This window comes from Rhizobacter sp. Root1238, assembly GCF_001425825.1.
GTDB lineage: Bacteria > Pseudomonadota > Gammaproteobacteria > Burkholderiales > Burkholderiaceae_C > Rhizobacter.
This window is the reverse complement of sequence record NZ_LMDM01000001.1, coordinates 469,301-484,004: the sequence shown is the minus strand read 5'-3', so window position 1 is coordinate 484,004 and position 14,704 is coordinate 469,301. Positions and strand designations below refer to the sequence as shown.

The 14,704-nt window shown below is 69.2% G+C and carries 15 protein-coding genes, 1 tRNA gene and 1 pseudogene; 4 read left to right on the top strand and 13 right to left on the bottom strand.

Annotated features, from left to right (window positions below; genetic code table 11):
• Positions 1-27: 27 nt before the first annotated feature.
• From atpB to ASC98_RS02255, 7 genes are all read right to left on the bottom strand, one after another.
• The gene (gene atpB / locus ASC98_RS02285) at positions 28-873 is read right to left on the bottom strand and encodes a F0F1 ATP synthase subunit A (RefSeq protein ID WP_056803868.1); all 846 of its coding nucleotides are present in this window, start codon (positions 871-873) and stop codon (positions 28-30) included.
• A gap of 19 nt (positions 874-892) precedes the next feature.
• Positions 893-1,366, bottom strand: coding sequence for an ATP synthase subunit I (locus tag ASC98_RS02280; RefSeq protein ID WP_056804771.1), 474 nt, complete (start codon positions 1,364-1,366; stop codon positions 893-895).
• Positions 1,367-1,470: 104 nt separating this feature from the next.
• Positions 1,471-2,379 (bottom strand): SMP-30/gluconolactonase/LRE family protein, encoded by a 909-nt coding sequence (locus ASC98_RS02275; RefSeq protein ID WP_056803865.1) that lies wholly within the window; start codon positions 2,377-2,379, stop codon positions 1,471-1,473.
• 1 nt (position 2,380) lies between these two features.
• Positions 2,381-3,241, bottom strand: coding sequence for an aldose 1-epimerase (locus ASC98_RS02270; protein WP_056803862.1), 861 nt, complete (start codon positions 3,239-3,241; stop codon positions 2,381-2,383).
• A 138-nt stretch (positions 3,242-3,379) separates the two neighbouring features.
• Positions 3,380-4,195: an HpcH/HpaI aldolase/citrate lyase family protein gene (locus ASC98_RS02265; RefSeq protein WP_056803859.1), complete on the bottom strand. Its 816-nt coding sequence runs from the start codon at positions 4,193-4,195 to the stop codon at positions 3,380-3,382.
• Between the two features lie 20 nt (positions 4,196-4,215).
• Entirely contained in the window at positions 4,216-4,725 is a 510-nt protein-coding gene (locus tag ASC98_RS02260) for a GNAT family N-acetyltransferase (protein ID WP_056803855.1), read from the bottom strand.
• 46 nt (positions 4,726-4,771) lie between these two features.
• The gene (locus ASC98_RS02255; protein WP_056803852.1) at positions 4,772-5,467 is read right to left on the bottom strand and encodes a cytochrome b/b6 domain-containing protein; all 696 of its coding nucleotides are present in this window, start codon (positions 5,465-5,467) and stop codon (positions 4,772-4,774) included.
• A gap of 161 nt (positions 5,468-5,628) precedes the next feature.
• Between ASC98_RS02255 and ASC98_RS31445 the strand changes: the two are divergent.
• The 3 genes and pseudogenes from ASC98_RS31445 to ASC98_RS02245 form a co-directional block, all read left to right on the top strand.
• Positions 5,629-6,048 (top strand): annotated as a pseudogene (locus tag ASC98_RS31445) (YciI family protein); the annotation flags it as partial.
• A gap of 21 nt (positions 6,049-6,069) precedes the next feature.
• Positions 6,070-6,510 (top strand): VOC family protein, encoded by a 441-nt coding sequence (locus ASC98_RS31440; RefSeq protein ID WP_235581148.1) that lies wholly within the window; start codon positions 6,070-6,072, stop codon positions 6,508-6,510.
• A gap of 64 nt (positions 6,511-6,574) precedes the next feature.
• Positions 6,575-7,216 carry a DsbA family oxidoreductase gene (locus ASC98_RS02245; RefSeq protein WP_056803849.1) on the top strand — a complete coding sequence of 214 codons (642 nt, stop codon included), beginning with the start codon at positions 6,575-6,577 and terminating at the stop codon, positions 7,214-7,216.
• A gap of 21 nt (positions 7,217-7,237) precedes the next feature.
• Here the strand turns inward: ASC98_RS02245 and ASC98_RS02240 are convergent, their stop codons facing one another.
• The 6 genes from ASC98_RS02240 to rsmB form a co-directional block, all read right to left on the bottom strand.
• Positions 7,238-8,569 carry a DUF805 domain-containing protein gene (locus ASC98_RS02240; protein WP_157597854.1) on the bottom strand — a complete coding sequence of 444 codons (1,332 nt, stop codon included), beginning with the start codon at positions 8,567-8,569 and terminating at the stop codon, positions 7,238-7,240.
• A gap of 196 nt (positions 8,570-8,765) precedes the next feature.
• Positions 8,766-8,841: transfer RNA gene (locus ASC98_RS02235), tRNA-Phe, on the bottom strand.
• Between the two features lie 39 nt (positions 8,842-8,880).
• A complete protein-coding gene (locus ASC98_RS02230; RefSeq protein ID WP_056803843.1) occupies positions 8,881-9,585 on the bottom strand; it encodes a response regulator in 705 nt (234 codons plus the stop codon).
• 6 nt (positions 9,586-9,591) lie between these two features.
• On the bottom strand, positions 9,592-11,859 hold the full coding sequence (locus ASC98_RS02225; protein WP_056803841.1) for an ATP-binding protein: 2,268 nt from the start codon (positions 11,857-11,859) through the stop codon (positions 9,592-9,594).
• Between the two features lie 53 nt (positions 11,860-11,912).
• Positions 11,913-12,512, bottom strand: coding sequence for a DUF4390 domain-containing protein (locus tag ASC98_RS02220; RefSeq protein WP_235581140.1), 600 nt, complete (start codon positions 12,510-12,512; stop codon positions 11,913-11,915).
• 9 nt (positions 12,513-12,521) lie between these two features.
• Positions 12,522-13,850, bottom strand: a complete 1,329-nt coding sequence (gene rsmB / locus ASC98_RS02215) for a 16S rRNA (cytosine(967)-C(5))-methyltransferase RsmB (protein WP_369820433.1) — start codon at positions 13,848-13,850, stop codon at positions 12,522-12,524.
• 123 nt (positions 13,851-13,973) lie between these two features.
• On the opposite strand from rsmB, the gene folE reads away from it, so the two are divergent.
• Positions 13,974-14,702: a GTP cyclohydrolase I gene (gene folE, locus ASC98_RS02210; RefSeq protein ID WP_056803837.1), complete on the top strand. Its 729-nt coding sequence runs from the start codon at positions 13,974-13,976 to the stop codon at positions 14,700-14,702.
• Positions 14,703-14,704: the final 2 nt, after the last annotated feature.

Sequence of the window (14,704 nt, the reverse complement as noted above, 5' to 3'; positions counted from 1 at the left end):
AAGGAAAGAACGACCTGCCGCGAAAGATCAGTGGTGATCGTGCGCCTGGCCCACGTAGACGAGGGTCAGCATCATGAAGACGAAGGCCTGCAGCGTGATGATCAGGATGTGGAAGATGGTCCACACCGAGCCGGCGATGATGTGGCCGAGGAACAGCGCGATGCCGGTGCCGGTGAAGGCGAAGGCACCACCCATCAGCGCGATCAGCATGAAGATCAGTTCGCCGGCGTACATGTTGCCGAACAGCCGCATGCCGTGCGAGACGGTCTTGGCGACGAACTCGATCAGCTGCATCGCGAAGTTGACGGGGTACAGGAACCACTTGTCGCCGAACGGGGCCGAGAACAGCTCGTGAATCCAGCCGCCGGCGCCCTTGATCTTGACGTTGTAGAACAGGCAGACCAGCAGCACGCCGAGCGACAGGCCCATCGTGATCGACAGGTCGGCTGTCGGCACGACGCGCAGGTACGGCAGCCCGACGGTGTGCTCGTTGACCCACGGCAGCAGGTCGACCGGCAGCATGTCCATCGCATTCAGCAGGAAGATCCACACGAACACGGTCAGCGCGAGCGGCGCGACCATCTTGCGGCTCTGCGCGTTGTGGACGATGCCCTTGGCCTGGCTGTCGACCATCTCGACCAGGATCTCGACCGCGGCCTGGAAGCGGCCCGGGCGGCCCGAGGTGGCCTTGCGCGCGGCCAGCCACAGCAGCCAGCAGCCCAGTGCGCCGAGCACGACGGTGAAGAACACCGAATCGAGGTTGATCACCGAGAAGTCGACGACCCCCTCCTGGTGCTTGTTCTGCAGATGGTGCAGGTGGTGAATGATGTATTCACCGGCGCTCGGGGCGTGCTCTTGGCCTTCGGTCGTCATTCGTGAAACCCTGTATCCATCAGCGGCGGCGCCACAGCAGCGCCAGCCAGTTCACCTTCATGCACACCACCATCGTCACCAGCAGCACTGGCCAACTGAGGTTGGGCACAACTTTTGCTGCAATCACCAGCATCGCGATGGCAACTGCAATCTTCAACATTTCCCAGAACATGAAGCCGACGGCCGCAGCCATCGCGTTTCGTGTTCCTCGTGTCATTCCCCTGGCGAGCAATGCCGCCGGAAGAACAACCGCCGCCGCGCCGTACAACGCCGACCAGGCAGCACCAGATCCTTGTCCCATCAGTTGCGTCACGACGACCGCGATGGCCGTGCAAAGCAAACCCGCCACCGCCTGCACCGCCACCACCCTCCAGGGCGACACCTGGGGAATTCGTCCTCGCAAGGCCTGGGCTTCTTCTCGCGTCAGGGTCTTGAAAGGCTGGTCGTCGGTGCCATCTTCTGGGGCCACGCCACGGTCGAGGGGTTCGGTCATGGCGGAGAAGACAGTCGTCAGCAGCAAAGCCTCGGGATTATATGGGCAAAGACCCGCAGTCCCTGACACACCCCGACACAGAGGCCGGGCATGCGGGCATCGGATCAGCCGAACAAGGTCGCGGGCAACCCCGGCACCTCGACCCTGAACGCCAGCACGCGGCCCGCCATCGGCTGCTGCGCCAGTTCGTCGGCCGGGCGCTTCTCGCGCGAGGTCGTCACGTACAGCGTCTTCAGGTCGGGGCCGCCGAAGCACGGCATCGTCGCGCAGCGCACCGGCAGCTTCAGCTCATCGAGCACCTCGCCCGCGGGCGACAGGCGCAGCAGCCGCTGGCCCTCGAACATCGCCGACCAGTACGCGCCTTCGCTGTCGACCGCCGCACCGTCGGGCCTTCCGCCATACGTCGCGAGGTCCTGCTCCGGCTGCTTCAGCGGGAAGCGCGCGAAGACACGGCGCGGACCGGGCCTGCCGCTCGCGCCGTCGAAGTCCATCGCGAACACGGTGTGCGAGGTGGTGTCGCTCCAGTACATCGTGCGGCCGTCCGGGCTCCACGCGAGGCCGTTCGACACCGTCACGTCGTCGGCGATGCGCTGCAGCGTGCCGCCGCTGAAGCAGTACAGCGCCGCCAGCGCCGGCTTGCGCGGCTCGTAGATCGTGCCGACCCAGAAACGGCCCTGCGGATCGCACTTGCCGTCGTTGAAGCGCTCGAGCGCCGGGTCGTAGGGCGCGGCGGCGAGCGGCGTGCGCTCGCCGGTGAGCGTGTCGAAGCGCCACAGCCCGTCGCGCATCGCCAGCAGCATGCCGCCGTCGCGCATCGCGGCGCAGCTCGCGACCTCGGTCGCGAAGGTCCAGTGCGAATGCTGCCCACTCGCCGGGTCGAACCGGTTCAGCGCGAAGCCGGCGATGTCGCACCAGTAGAGCGCCTGCTCCACCGGGTGCCACAGCGGCGATTCGCCGAGCACCGAGGCGGCCACGGGCAGCGGCTCGTGCGCGTCAGGGATCAGGTTGCGCATCTCAGACCGGGGACACGTCGATCTTCATCCACGCGTCCAGGCTCTCGCCCGGCTGCAGCGTGCGCAGCCCGTGCGCCGCCGGGTCGGCCATGTGGATCGCGTTGCTGACGTGGCTGACCGGCTCGACGCAGTAGTACGGCTTCTCGGCCGGCGTGTAGACGACGAGGTAGGGCAACGACGAGGTCACCTGCATCGAGAACTTCTCGTCGCGGATGCGCGCCGGGCCGGTCCAGCCTTCGAAGCAGTTGTCGAAGCCGAGGTGCGACACGTCGCCGTCGATGCCCGGCTGCGGGTGCTTGCGCACCGGCAGCTGCGTGGCGTCGGAATCCCAGCGGTCGGACAGGTCGATGTGCAGCCGGCTGCGCTCGCGGCGGTGGAAGTACGGGTGCCAACCGACGCCGGCCGGTTGCGGCGCATCGTGCGTGTTGGTCAGCACCAGCTGCACGCCGCATTGCGACGGCGTCAGCGTGAAGTACTGCTTCACGTCGAACGGGAACGGCCAGTGCGCATCGGGCACGTGGGTGTAGCCGAGCACCAGCTCGGTGGCGCTGGTCGACAGCACCTCCCAGGCGCGCTGCCAGGCCACGCCGTGCAACGAATGCGGGCTGTCGTCGAAGTTCGGCGCGGTGGTGTAGTCCTTGCCCTTCCAGCGGAAGCGGCGGTAGCCGAGGCGGTTCGAGTACGGCACCATCGGGTAGCTGCCGCCCAGCCGCGGGGACGTCAGGTCGCCCGGTTCGGTGGACCTGAGGATGGGTTGGTCGCGATGCCAAAGACCGGCGATGGTGCCGCCCAGGTCCGGGCGGACGGCCAGGCGCAGCGCGCCGGCGTGCAATTCAAAGCTGTTGTTCGACGATCCAGTCATTGGCCTTCCCGGCAAGGGTGGAACACAGGGCGCCCCATGGCGCCCGGGATGGCGGCAATGCTACGCCGGTACCGCAACGAAACCGGCAGGGTGCTCCGCTTCTTTCTGGGGATGGCGAACCCGCGTCTTCACGGTATTTCAGTACGCGGCCTCGGCCCGCGTGCCGCTCGCGAGCGTGTGCACATGCTCGGTGTCGCGCGTGCGCAGCGCGGCCAGCGACGCCTGCGCGCCGCGCATCATCAGCCCGAGGTCGGACGCGATCGCGACGAAATCGAAGCCGGCGGCGCGGTACTGCGCCACCACCTCGGGCGTGCCGCCGACGGTGCCGACCGGCTTGCCGATCGCCTTGCAGCGCTGCACGCCTTGCGACATCAGGTCGAGCACCGCCGGGTGCATCGGCTGGCCGACATGGCCCATCGTCGCCGACAGGTCGGCCGGGCCGAGGAAGATCGCATCGACCCCCGGCACCGCGGCGATCGCCTCGAGCTGCTTGATGGCGGCCGGCGTCTCGAGCTGGATGATCGCGCCGATGTGCTGGTTGGCGGTGGTCGCGTGGTTGGCGATGGTGCCGAAGCGCGAGCCGCGGTTGATGCCGGCCATGCCGCGCACGCCGTCGGGCGGGTAGCGGGTCGCGGCGATCGCGCGGCGCGCTTCGTCGGCGTCCTGCACGAAAGGAAACAGCAGCGTGGCCGCGCCGGCATCGAGCACGCGCTTGACCACCACCGCGTCGTTCCATGGCACGCGCACCACCGGCAGCATCTTGGTCGACGACACCGCCTGCAGCAGGTGCACCAGGTCCATCAGGTCGAGCGGCGAATGCTCCATGTCGAGCACGCCCCAGTCGAAGCCGGCACAGCCCATCGCCTCGGCGACGATCGGGCTGCCCGACGAGATCCACGTGCCGATCGGGGGGTGCGCACCGGACGAGCCGAGCAGCTGGCGAAAGGCATTCATCGTGGTCTCCTTGGTCGTCGCTAGTAGGTCGAGGTCTGCCAGTCGAGCGCCACCTTCAGGTAGTGCGCGCCGGGAATCGGGTTGTAGTAGTACGGCGGGATTTCCTCGAAGCCGAGCGATGCGTACAGGCCGCGCGCGGTTTCCATGTCGTCCAGCGTGTCCAGCAGCATCGACGAATAGCCGGCACGGCGCGCCTCGTCGATCAGCGCCTGCGCGAGCACGCGGCCGAGCCCGAAGCGGCGGAATGCCGGCCGCACGAACAGGCGCTTCATCTCGCAGGCGTTCGCGTAGTCGGCGTCGGGCAGCCCGCGGATCGCGCCGCAGCCGGCGACGGCACCGTCGACCAGCGCGAGCAGCAGGTGGCCGGTCGGTGGGGCGTAGTCGCCGGGCAGGCGGGCGAGTTCGTTCTCGAAGTCCTGGAAGCAGAGGTCGATGCCCAGGCTGTCGGCGTATTCGCGCATGATGGCGCGCGTGGCGTCGAGCAATTCCGGCGTGTCGGGGGCGACCAGTTCGATGACGGGCGTGTCCATGCAGGTGTCGAGTGTAGGCAACCCGGCCCGGCTTGTCAGGTGGGTGTCAGGCGCCGAGTCGCCAGACCCAGGCTGCCAGCGCGGCGCAGGCGAGCAGCAGCACCAGCGCGAGCGCACGCGTGGCCGCGCTGTCGCGCGATGCCGGCGTGTCATCCGACAAGGCCTTGTCGCCGCGCAGCATCGCGCCGGTCAGGTTGTTGCCGCGCTTGAGCAGGTAGAACAGGATGGCCGCGATGTGCAGCGCGACCAGCAGGTAGATCAACCACTGGCCCCAGTGCTTGTGCCATGAGGTTGCGAGGCTGCTGGTGGCCCCGCTGACGAACTTGATCAGCGGCCCGGTGGTCGAGATCTCGTCGTCGGCCACCAGCCCGCTGGCGACCTGCAGCCCGAGGATCGCGAGCATCGCGAACACCGACAGCGCGCCGCTCGGGCTGTGGCCCACCTCCAGCCATTCGTCGCGCCGGCCTTGGCCGCGCAGGTGGCGCAGCAGCGTGGACGGCGCATGGAGGAAGCTCGCGAAACGCGACCAGCGCCCGCCGACGAAGCCCCACAGCAGCCGGAAGGCCAGCAGCGTGAACACCATCAGGCCGAAGCGCAGGTGCCACTCCATCGCGTTGCCGCCGAGCTTGGCGCTGACGACCGAGCCGACGATGCAGATCACCAGCAGCCAGTGGAACAGCCGGGTCGGCAGGTCCCAGACGCGCACCGGCGTCGTCGTCGGCATGGAGGGTTCGATCGGCATGGCGTCGCACGGCCTCGGCGGCCGGAAGTGGCTGGCAGCCGCAAAGATAACCCGGGGGCTGCGGCGGTTACAAAAAAGAGGGCGCAGCATGTCGATTTGCGCTGCCGCGACGCGTCGCGGGAATGAAGCCGTCGCTTCCCATTCATCCAAGGAGATCCAGCATGCGATTCATGATCCTGATCAAGGCCGACAAGAACTCCGAAGCCGGCGAGATGCCCGACACCCAGCTGCTCGAAGCGATGGGCCGCTTCAACGAAGAGCTCGTCGAGGCCGGCGTGATGCAGGCCGGCGAAGGGCTGCAGCCGAGCTCGAAGGGCGCGCGCGTGCGCTTCAAGGGGCGCGAGCGCAGCGTCGTCAACGGCCCGTTCAGCGGCGACAACGGGCTGATCGCCGGCTTCTGGATCTGGAAGCTGAACTCGCTCGACGAGGCGATCGCCTGGGTCAAGCGCTGCCCGAACCCGATGGGCGAGTCGTCGGAGATCGAGATCCGCCAGGTCTTCGAGGCCGAGGACTTCGGCGCCGAGTTCACGCCCGAGCTGCGCGCGCAGGAAGACCGGCTGCGTGCGCAGATCGACGCGAAGCAGGCCGGCGCGGTCGATCCGGTGCCGCCGGCCACCGGCAGCACGCCCTACCTGGTGGTCAAGGGCGCGAAGGAAGCGGTCGCGTGGTACCAGAAGGTGTTCGGCGCGCAGGTGGTGATGCAGATGGACGCGCCGGACAACAAGCTGATGCACGCCGAGCTGAAGGTCGGAAGCGCGCAGTTCATGCTGACCGAAGAGCGGCCGGAGCACCAGGCGCTGAGCCCGCTGACGCTCGGCGGCTCGTCGAGCTCGGCGCTGCTGTACGTCAGCGACACCGACGCGGTCGTGAAGCAGGCGGTAGCGTCCGGCGCGCGCATCACGATGCCGGTGGCCGACCAGTTCTGGGGCGATCGCAGCGGGCACCTGATCGACCCGTTCGGCCACCAGTGGTTCATCTCGACCCACAAGGAGGACCTGACGCCGCAGCAGGTGAGAGAACGCCTGCAGAAGCTCTTCGGGTGAGCCGCGGCGGCCGGAATGCCCCGTCGGCCCGCCAGGGGATCGCGGGGCTGGTCCAATCGGGACCATGAAGATCGATTTCGTTTCCGACGTTTCCTGCCCGTGGTGCGCCATCGGGCTCAAATCGCTCGAAGAGGGCATCGCCCGATTGGGCGACAGCGTGAAGGTGGACCTGCACTTCCAGCCGTTCGAGCTGAACCCCGACATGGCACCGCAGGGCCAGGACATCGGCGAGCACCTGATGCAGAAATACGGCGCGACCGCCGAGCAGCGCGCACAGAGCGGCGAGGCGATCCGCGCGCGTGGCGCCGCGCTCGGCTTCACGTTCCGCATGGACCTGCGCGGGCGCATCTACAACACCTTCGATGCGCACCGGCTGCTGCACTGGGCCGAACTCGAAGGCCGCCAGCTCGCGCTGAAGCATGCGCTGCTGAAGGCCTACTTCACCGACGGGCAGGACCCGAGCTCGCACGAGCTGCTGGTGAAGGTGGCGGGCGACGTGGGGCTTGACGCGACACGCGCCCGCGAGGTGCTCGCGACGAACGAATTCGCCGACGAGGTGCGCGAGCGCGAGGCGTTCTACCGCGAGCACGGCATCCAGGCGGTGCCGTCGGTGATCATCAATGACCGCCACCTGATCCAGGGCGGCCAGCCGCCCGAGGTCTTCGAGCGGGCGCTGCGCGAACTGGCCGCCGCCGGCGCCGAGTGACGCGCCGCGGCGGCGGGCCGCTCAGCGTTTCGTCAGCCACTGCCCGTTGACGTTGATCAGCTGGCACGGCTCGGTGTAGGGCTTGCGGTTGGCCTCGCAGGCCGACAGGGCCTGGCGTGCCGCCTCGCGCGGCGACCCCTGGCCGGACCGCCAGCCGAAGGCACCGCTGTCGGACGACGCGAAGGCCTTGTGGTTCGGCTGCGGCAGGTACTCGTCGGTGAAGGCCTGCTGTGCCGCCGGACCGGTGATCACCTCGGCGGCCTGCGCGGCGCGCGGGTCGAACTGCTCCTGTCCCTGGGCCTCGGCCGCCTCGTGACCGAGCCGCTTGGTGTAAGAGCGGTACGACACCAGCGAGCCGCCCAGCATCAGCACCAGCAGCACGCCCATCACCGTGGCCGCGACGCCATTGCCCTGGCGCGGCTGCGGCCCGTAGTCGTTGTCGCCGTCGGTGCCGGGCCAGAACATCATCGCCAGGCTGACGACCGAGCCGAGGTACGGAATCAGCAGCACCAGCGCCCACCAGCCGCTGCGGTTCAGGTCGTGCAGGCGGATCGCGCTGACGCGCATCGCCCAGACGCCGAAGGCGGCGAATGCCAGCACCAGCGGCACGACCACCGTCGCGGAGCGGAAGATCGGCAGCAGCACCGCCGCGCCGATGCCGATCAGCGCGATGCCGAGCAGGCTCAGCATGCCGGTGTTGAAGTACGCGATGCGGCCCATGCGGCCTTCGAAGCTGAGGCTCATCACCGGCGGCAGCTCGTCGGTGCCTTCATGCACCACGGCCACGCCGGATTTCGGCGGTGCGTAGCGGCCGCCGTTGCGGGCCGCCAGCCGTTCGGCGCGGGCCCGGTCGAGTTCTTCCTGCTTGTTGGCGAGCGCCCGCGCGATGTCGGTGGAGCAGCTGCGGCAGAACGCGCGCATCGACTGGCGTTCGCCGCAATTGGGGCAGGTCACCTGCGCCTCGGGGGGTGCCAGCGGCGGGACGGTGGCGGCCGCAGGCTGCGGTGGCGCAGGCTGCGGTGGCACAGAGAAGGGCACGGCGGCCACCGGGGCGGCGACGGCCGGCGCGGCGGGCGCGGTCTTCGGTGCAGCGACGGGGGCCGGCCGGGATTCCCCGTCCGCCGGCTCGACCAGCACCTGCATGCCCATCTGGCGGAATTTCTCGACGTAGCGCTCGACATCGCCTTGCGCGACCGCCCGCTTGATCACGGTGCGCCCGCCGGCGAACACGGCGTCCAGCCGCTCGCCATCGACCTTGTAGGCCTGGCCGAAGCTGCGCTTGACCTCGTCGATCCGGAACCCGCCCACCAGTTCGCCTGCAAACACCAGGCGCACCTGTGCACTGCCTTCCATCGAATCCCTCCAGGGCCCCGGCCCGTGTGCTGTTTGGGGCGAAAGCATAAGGGCGGCCGCGCTGCGGGAAACATTTGCACACGGCGTTTCATCCGCAACAGTGATGAAGTTCCGTGACGATTTCGTGCTCAGGACCCAGAAACAGAAAAGCCCCGATCAGCGAACTGAACGGGGCTTTTCTGTTTCTTGCGAATTCTGGTGGCCAAGGGCGGAATCGAACCACCGACACGCGGATTTTCAATCCGCTGCTCTACCAACTGAGCTACTTGGCCGTGAGCCGACGAGTATAGCAGCTTGGGACGGGGCCTCCGTCAGATCCCGCCGTTGCGCTTGTTGCGCGTCAGGTCGACGCCCAATTGCTTGAGCTTGCGGTACAGGTGCGTGCGCTCCAGCCCGGTCTTCTCGGCGACGCGCGTCATGCTGCCGTTCTCCTTGGCCAGGTGGAACTCGAAGTAGCTCTTCTCGAAGGCGTCTCGCGCCTCGCGCAGCGGCCGGTCCAGCTCGAAGCTCTGCTCCGATTGCGGACCGATCGGCGGCAGCGGCAGCACCACCGCCTGGCTCGCCGGGATCGACTCGATCGGCATGCCGTACTCGATGCGCGGCAAAGGCAACGGCGGCGGTGGAGGCGGAGGTGGCGGGGCCGCGCGGCTGTTCGGCTTGACCAGCGCCTGCTCCACCGCGCGCAGCAGCTTCTGCAGCGTGATCGGCTTCTCGAGGAAGGCCACCGCACCGACCTTGGTCGCCTCGACCGCGGTGTCGATCGTGCCGTGGCCCGACATCATGATCACCGGCATCGTCAGCAGCGTCGTCGCACCCCATTCCTTCAGCAGCGTGATGCCGTCGACATCGGGCATCCAGATGTCGAGCAGCACCAGGTCCGGGCGCACGCGCTCGCGGCACGCGCGGGCCTGCGCCGCGTTTTCGGCCAGTTCGACCTGGTGGCCTTCGTCGGTCAGGATCTCCGACAGCAGGGCGCGGATGCCCAGTTCGTCGTCTACAACAAGAATGGTGGCCATGAACCCTCAGTGCACCCGGCTGTCGGCGGCGGCCGCTTCAGCGGACCCAACCGGTGCGAATTTTGAAAATGATAGCGAAACTTGGGCGCCGATCACGACTTCTCCGCGCTCGGACGCCTCGGTGAGGTTGGCCAGCCGGATGCGAGCCCCGTGTTCATCGGCGATTTTCTTGACCACGGCCAGGCCGAGGCCGGTCCCCTTGCTCTTCGTGGTGACGTACGGTTCGAACGCCCGCTTCAGCACCTTGTCCGCGAATCCCGGGCCATTGTCGATCACCTGCAGCCGCACCGCGCGCACCTCGCCCTGCTCGGTGCGCGCGAGCTCGGTCGCCACCCGCACCAGCCCATCGGGCCGCTCGGCCACCGCATCGGTCGCGTTCTGCACCAGGTTGTGGATGACCTGGCGCAGCTGCGTGGTGTCGCCGATGATCGGCGGCAGGTCGGCCGCGAAGGCGGTGCGCAGCTGCCCCGATTCCTGCGCGGTGGCATACAGCGTCAGCACCTCGGCCACCAGCGCGTTCAGGTCGAGGGCGTGCGGCCGCGCCGCCGGCAGCCGCGCGTAGTCGCGGAACTCGTTGACCAGCGTCTTCATCGCCTGCACCTGGCTGACGATGGTGCCGACCGAGCGCACCAGCATCGCCTGGTCGAGCCCCTCGAGCTTGGATTCGAGCTTGTGCTGCAGCCGCTCGGCCGACAGCTGGATCGGCGTCAGCGGGTTCTTGATCTCGTGCGCCAGGCGCCGCGCCACCTCGCTCCAGGCCTCGGCACGCTGCGCCGACACCACGTCGCTGATGTCATCGAACACCATCAGCCGGCCGTCGTGCGGCATCGCCGCGCCGCGCACCAGCAGCGTCACCTTGTCGCGGTCGGGGGCGGTCTGCAGGTCGAACGCGTCCTGCCAGTGGTCGCGCTCGCCGGCCTCGGGGCTGCTGCGGTGCAGGTCGAAGCGCTGCAGCACCGCCTGGCCGAAGGATTCGAGCCCCGGCACCTCGGCCAGCGTGCGGCCGCGGTAGGCCGACAGCGGCAGTCGCAGGATGCGCGTCGCGCCGGGGTTGACGGTGTCGATGCGGCCGTCGCGGTCGAACACGATCACGCCGGCGGTCAGGTTGTCGAGGATGGTCTGCAGGTTGGTGCGCGCAGCCTCCAGCTGCGCGAGGCTGCGCTGCACCAGCGAGCGCGCATCGGACAACTGCTCGGTCATGTCGGCGAACGAGCGCGTCAGGCCGCTCAGCTCGTCGCGCGACGCCACCACCTGCTTGCGCGTCAGGTCGCCGCGCGCCACCTGGCGCACGCCTTCGGCCAGCACCAGCAGCGGCCGCGCGAGCTGGTTGCCCAGCGTCACCGCGAGCAGCAGCGCGCCGAACACCGCGAGGATCAGCGTCAGCGTCAGCGTGCCGATGTACATGCGCCGCAGCCCGTCGCGCGCCAGCGAGCGCTGCTGGTACTCGCGGTAGGCGGCCTGCACCGCCAGCGCGTTCGTCACCACCGAACTCGGCAGCAGCTGGGTGACGAGCAGGAAGCGGTCCTGGCCGTCGAGCGAGAGGTTGGTGCTCGGCATGAAGGCCAGCGCCTTGATGCGTGCGGTGCCCGAATTCGCCGCGGTGTCTTCGTCCAGCCCTTCCAGCTGGCTGAGCACGCGGGTGCTGCGCGCCTGGCGCAGCTGGGCCTGCGTCGGCCGGTCGGGCGACAGGTTGCCGGCGGCGCTGGGCCCGACCGTCAGCAGCACCTGGCCGCTCGGGCCGAGCACGGTCACCTCCTGCGCCGACAACTGCTCGCGCAGCCGCTCCAGCTGCAGCGGCTGCACGGTCGGCGTGCTGTCGGCCAGCCGCTCGGCGGCGAGCCGGGTCTTGCTCGCGAGGTCGTTGACTTGCGCATCGAGCGTGCCGCGGCCGAGGTTCAGGCCGGCATCGAGCGCGCCCTCGACCTTCACGTCGAACCAGGTCTCGATGCTGCGCGAGACGAACTGGTACGACACCGTGTAGATCAGCAAGCCGGGCACCACGCCCACCATCGCGAAGATGGCGGCCAGCCGCAGCAGCAGCCGGCTGCCGAACTTGCCGCGCCGCACCCGCAGCAGCAGCCGCACCGAGGCGATGCCGATCACCAGCAGCAGCAGCGCGGCGACGAGCAGGTTGACCCAGAACAGCCAGACGTAGTGCTTCTCGTACAGCCCGCGGCTGTTGGTGGCGATCGACAGCAGGAACACCAGCACCAGCCCCGCGCCGGTGACGGCGACCAGCGAGACGATCCATGCCCAGCGGGAAGCCTTGGTCATGTCAGTGACGAACCCACGACAACGTAGCGATCACCCTTGAAGCAGAGCGCGCATCAAAATCGCTTGAAGCGTTCGACGCGCAAGGTCCAGTCGGCCTGGCCGCCGATGCCGATCTGCATCGGGCGCGGCAGCTGGCTGGTGTCAAGCCGGTAGCTGAACTCGATGTAGTGGTGGCCATCGTCCTCGATCTGGGCGGCATCGGCCAGCCGCCAGCTCACGACGCGGCGCAGCGAGGCCAGCGCATCGAACAGATTGTCGTAGCTCTGGTGCAGCCCGCCGAAGGTGACGCGGTATTTCCGCGTCAGCGGCTGGTAGGCCAGGCGCCAGGTGCGGGTCGCCGACGACACCAGCTTGTCGCGCCAGTACCAGCGGTCGCGGTAGACCTCGGCCTCGGCGACGAAGTACACCGGCACGCCCTTCAGCAGCGCGTCTTCGACCGTCCGCGGCAGCTCGAACTGGGCCGAGAAGCCCAGCATCAGGCCATCGTCGCCGCGCACAAGGTCGAAGCTCTCGAGCTCGATCGGCTCGGCCCGCAGAGGCGCGTGCAGCGTCACCAGCAGCGCCATCGCCAGCCACAGCAACAGCCGCCCCCAGCCGCGCGAGCGGGGGGCACCACAGCCTTGCCTGGGAGAGAGCCGGTGAGAGCGCAGCACGGGTGCGTTCTAGGATTTGGTCAGCAGTGCGTAGAAGAAGCCGTCGGGCGATGCACCCGGTTGGAGCGCGTGGCCTTCGGCTGGATTGTCAGCGAGCGGCAGCAGGTGGCCGGGCGAAGGCCGGTCGGAAGCCACGGCGGCACCGGGTTCGCGTTGCAAAAAAGCGTCGATCACCTGGCGTCCCTCGGCCTGGAACACCGAGCAGGTGCAATACACCAGCCGGCCGCCGGGCACCAGCAGCGGCCACAGCGCGTCCAGCAGCTCGCCCTGCAGCGCGGCCAGCGTGGGGATGTCGGTCGGGCGGCGCAGCCAGCGCACGTCCGGATGCCGGCGCACGATGCCCGAGGCGCTGCAGGGGGCGTCGAGCAGGATCGCGTCGAACGGCCGCCCCTGCGACCAGGCGGCGGTGTCGCGCGCGTCGGCAGCCACCAGCGTGGCGCGCTGGCCGACCCGGTCCAGCGTGTCGCGCACCCGGGCCAGCCGGTTCGGGTCGCTGTCGAGCGCCGTCACGTCGAGCTCGGCCAGCTCCAGCAGGTGGGCGGTCTTGCCGCCGGGGGCCGCGCAGGCGTCCAGCACCCGGGCGCCGGCCGGCAGCCCGTCGCCGACCAGCAGCGGCGCGGCGAGCTGGGCCGCGGCGTCCTGCACCGAGACGTCGCCGGCCGCGAAGCCGGGCAGCCGCTGCACCGCGGTCGGCTGCGCCAGCACGACGGCATGCGGGCCGGCGACGCGGCCTTCGAGCCCGGCGTCGGCGAGCCGGCGCACATAGGCCTCGGGCGTGCCGCGACGCGCATTGACACGCAGCGTCATCGGCGGGCGGCTGTTGTTGGCGGCCAGCAGCGCCTCCCAGTGCGCCGGCCAGTCGGCCTGCAGCCGCTCGATCCACCAGCGCGGGTGGTTGTGGCGGGCCAGCGGGTCGGCGAGCGCCGCGGCCACCTGGGCCGGCTGCTCGCGCAGGTAGCGGCGCAGCACCGCGTTGACGAACGACGCGCTGGCCCGCGCACGCTGCTTGGCGGCATCGACCGCCTGGTTCACCAGCGTGTGCGGCGCGTAGCGGGCGCCGTCGTCGGCCGGTGCGGCGTCCTCGCCGGGCCACATCAGCGCCAGCACGCTCAGCAGCAGCGCGTCGACGAACGGCGGCGGCGGCTTGGGAACCAGCCGGCGGCGCAGCACCTCGGCCGCGCCGAGCTTGCGCATGACCTCGAACGCCAGCGCCTGCGTGCCGGGGCGGGCCTCGGCGGGGCAGCGCGCGAGCGCGTCGTTGAGGGAGCGGCCATCGCGCACGGCCTGCACGGCGGTCGCGACATGGATGAGGAGCTGGGACAGCGGCAGGGAGGTCACGGGCGAGAGTCTACGGGCGAGATCCGGGTGTGCCCGCCGACGAGATGGCGCGCGTCGCGGCACAATCGCCACCCGGCGGCACCCGATCCGCCTCGACCTCGCGCAGCACCCAGAAAGGCCGACATGCCGAAAGCGCCCCCCCGCAGCGACGCCCGCAGCGACGCAGAACTCGCCGCGCTGCCCGCGTCCGAGCGCATCCGCTACCGGCTGGTCGGCGCCGACTGCCGCTACCACGCGAACGACAACATCGCGGCCCACATCCGCGACGGCGAGATCGACGAGCTGCGCGACGAGGTCGCGGCCAAGATGCAGCAGGTGCTGGAGGCGCTGGTGATCGACACCGACAGCGACCACAACACCCACGAGACCGCGCAGCGCGTCGCGAAGATGTTCCTGACCGAGGTGTTCCGCGGTCGCTACGTGCCGATGCCCGCGGTCACCGAATTCCCGAACGCCGAGCGGCTCAACGAGCTGATGATCGTCGGCCCGATCACGGTGCGCAGCGCCTGCTCGCACCACCTGTGCCCGATCATGGGGCGGGTCTGGATCGGCATCCTGCCGAACGAGCATTCGAACCTGATCGGGCTGTCGAAGTACGCCCGCATCTGCGACTGGATCATGAGCCGCCCGCAGATCCAGGAAGAGGCGGTCACGATGCTGGCCAACGAATTGCAGAGCCGGGTCAAGCCCGACGGCCTCGCGCTGGTGATGGAAGCCGACCACTTCTGCATGCACTGGCGCGGAGTCAAGGACGACCAGTCGATGATGACCAACAGCGTGATGCGCGGCGCGTTCCTGAAGGATGCGAGCCTGCGCCGCGAATTCCTGTCCCTGCTGAGCAAGAAGACCTGAAA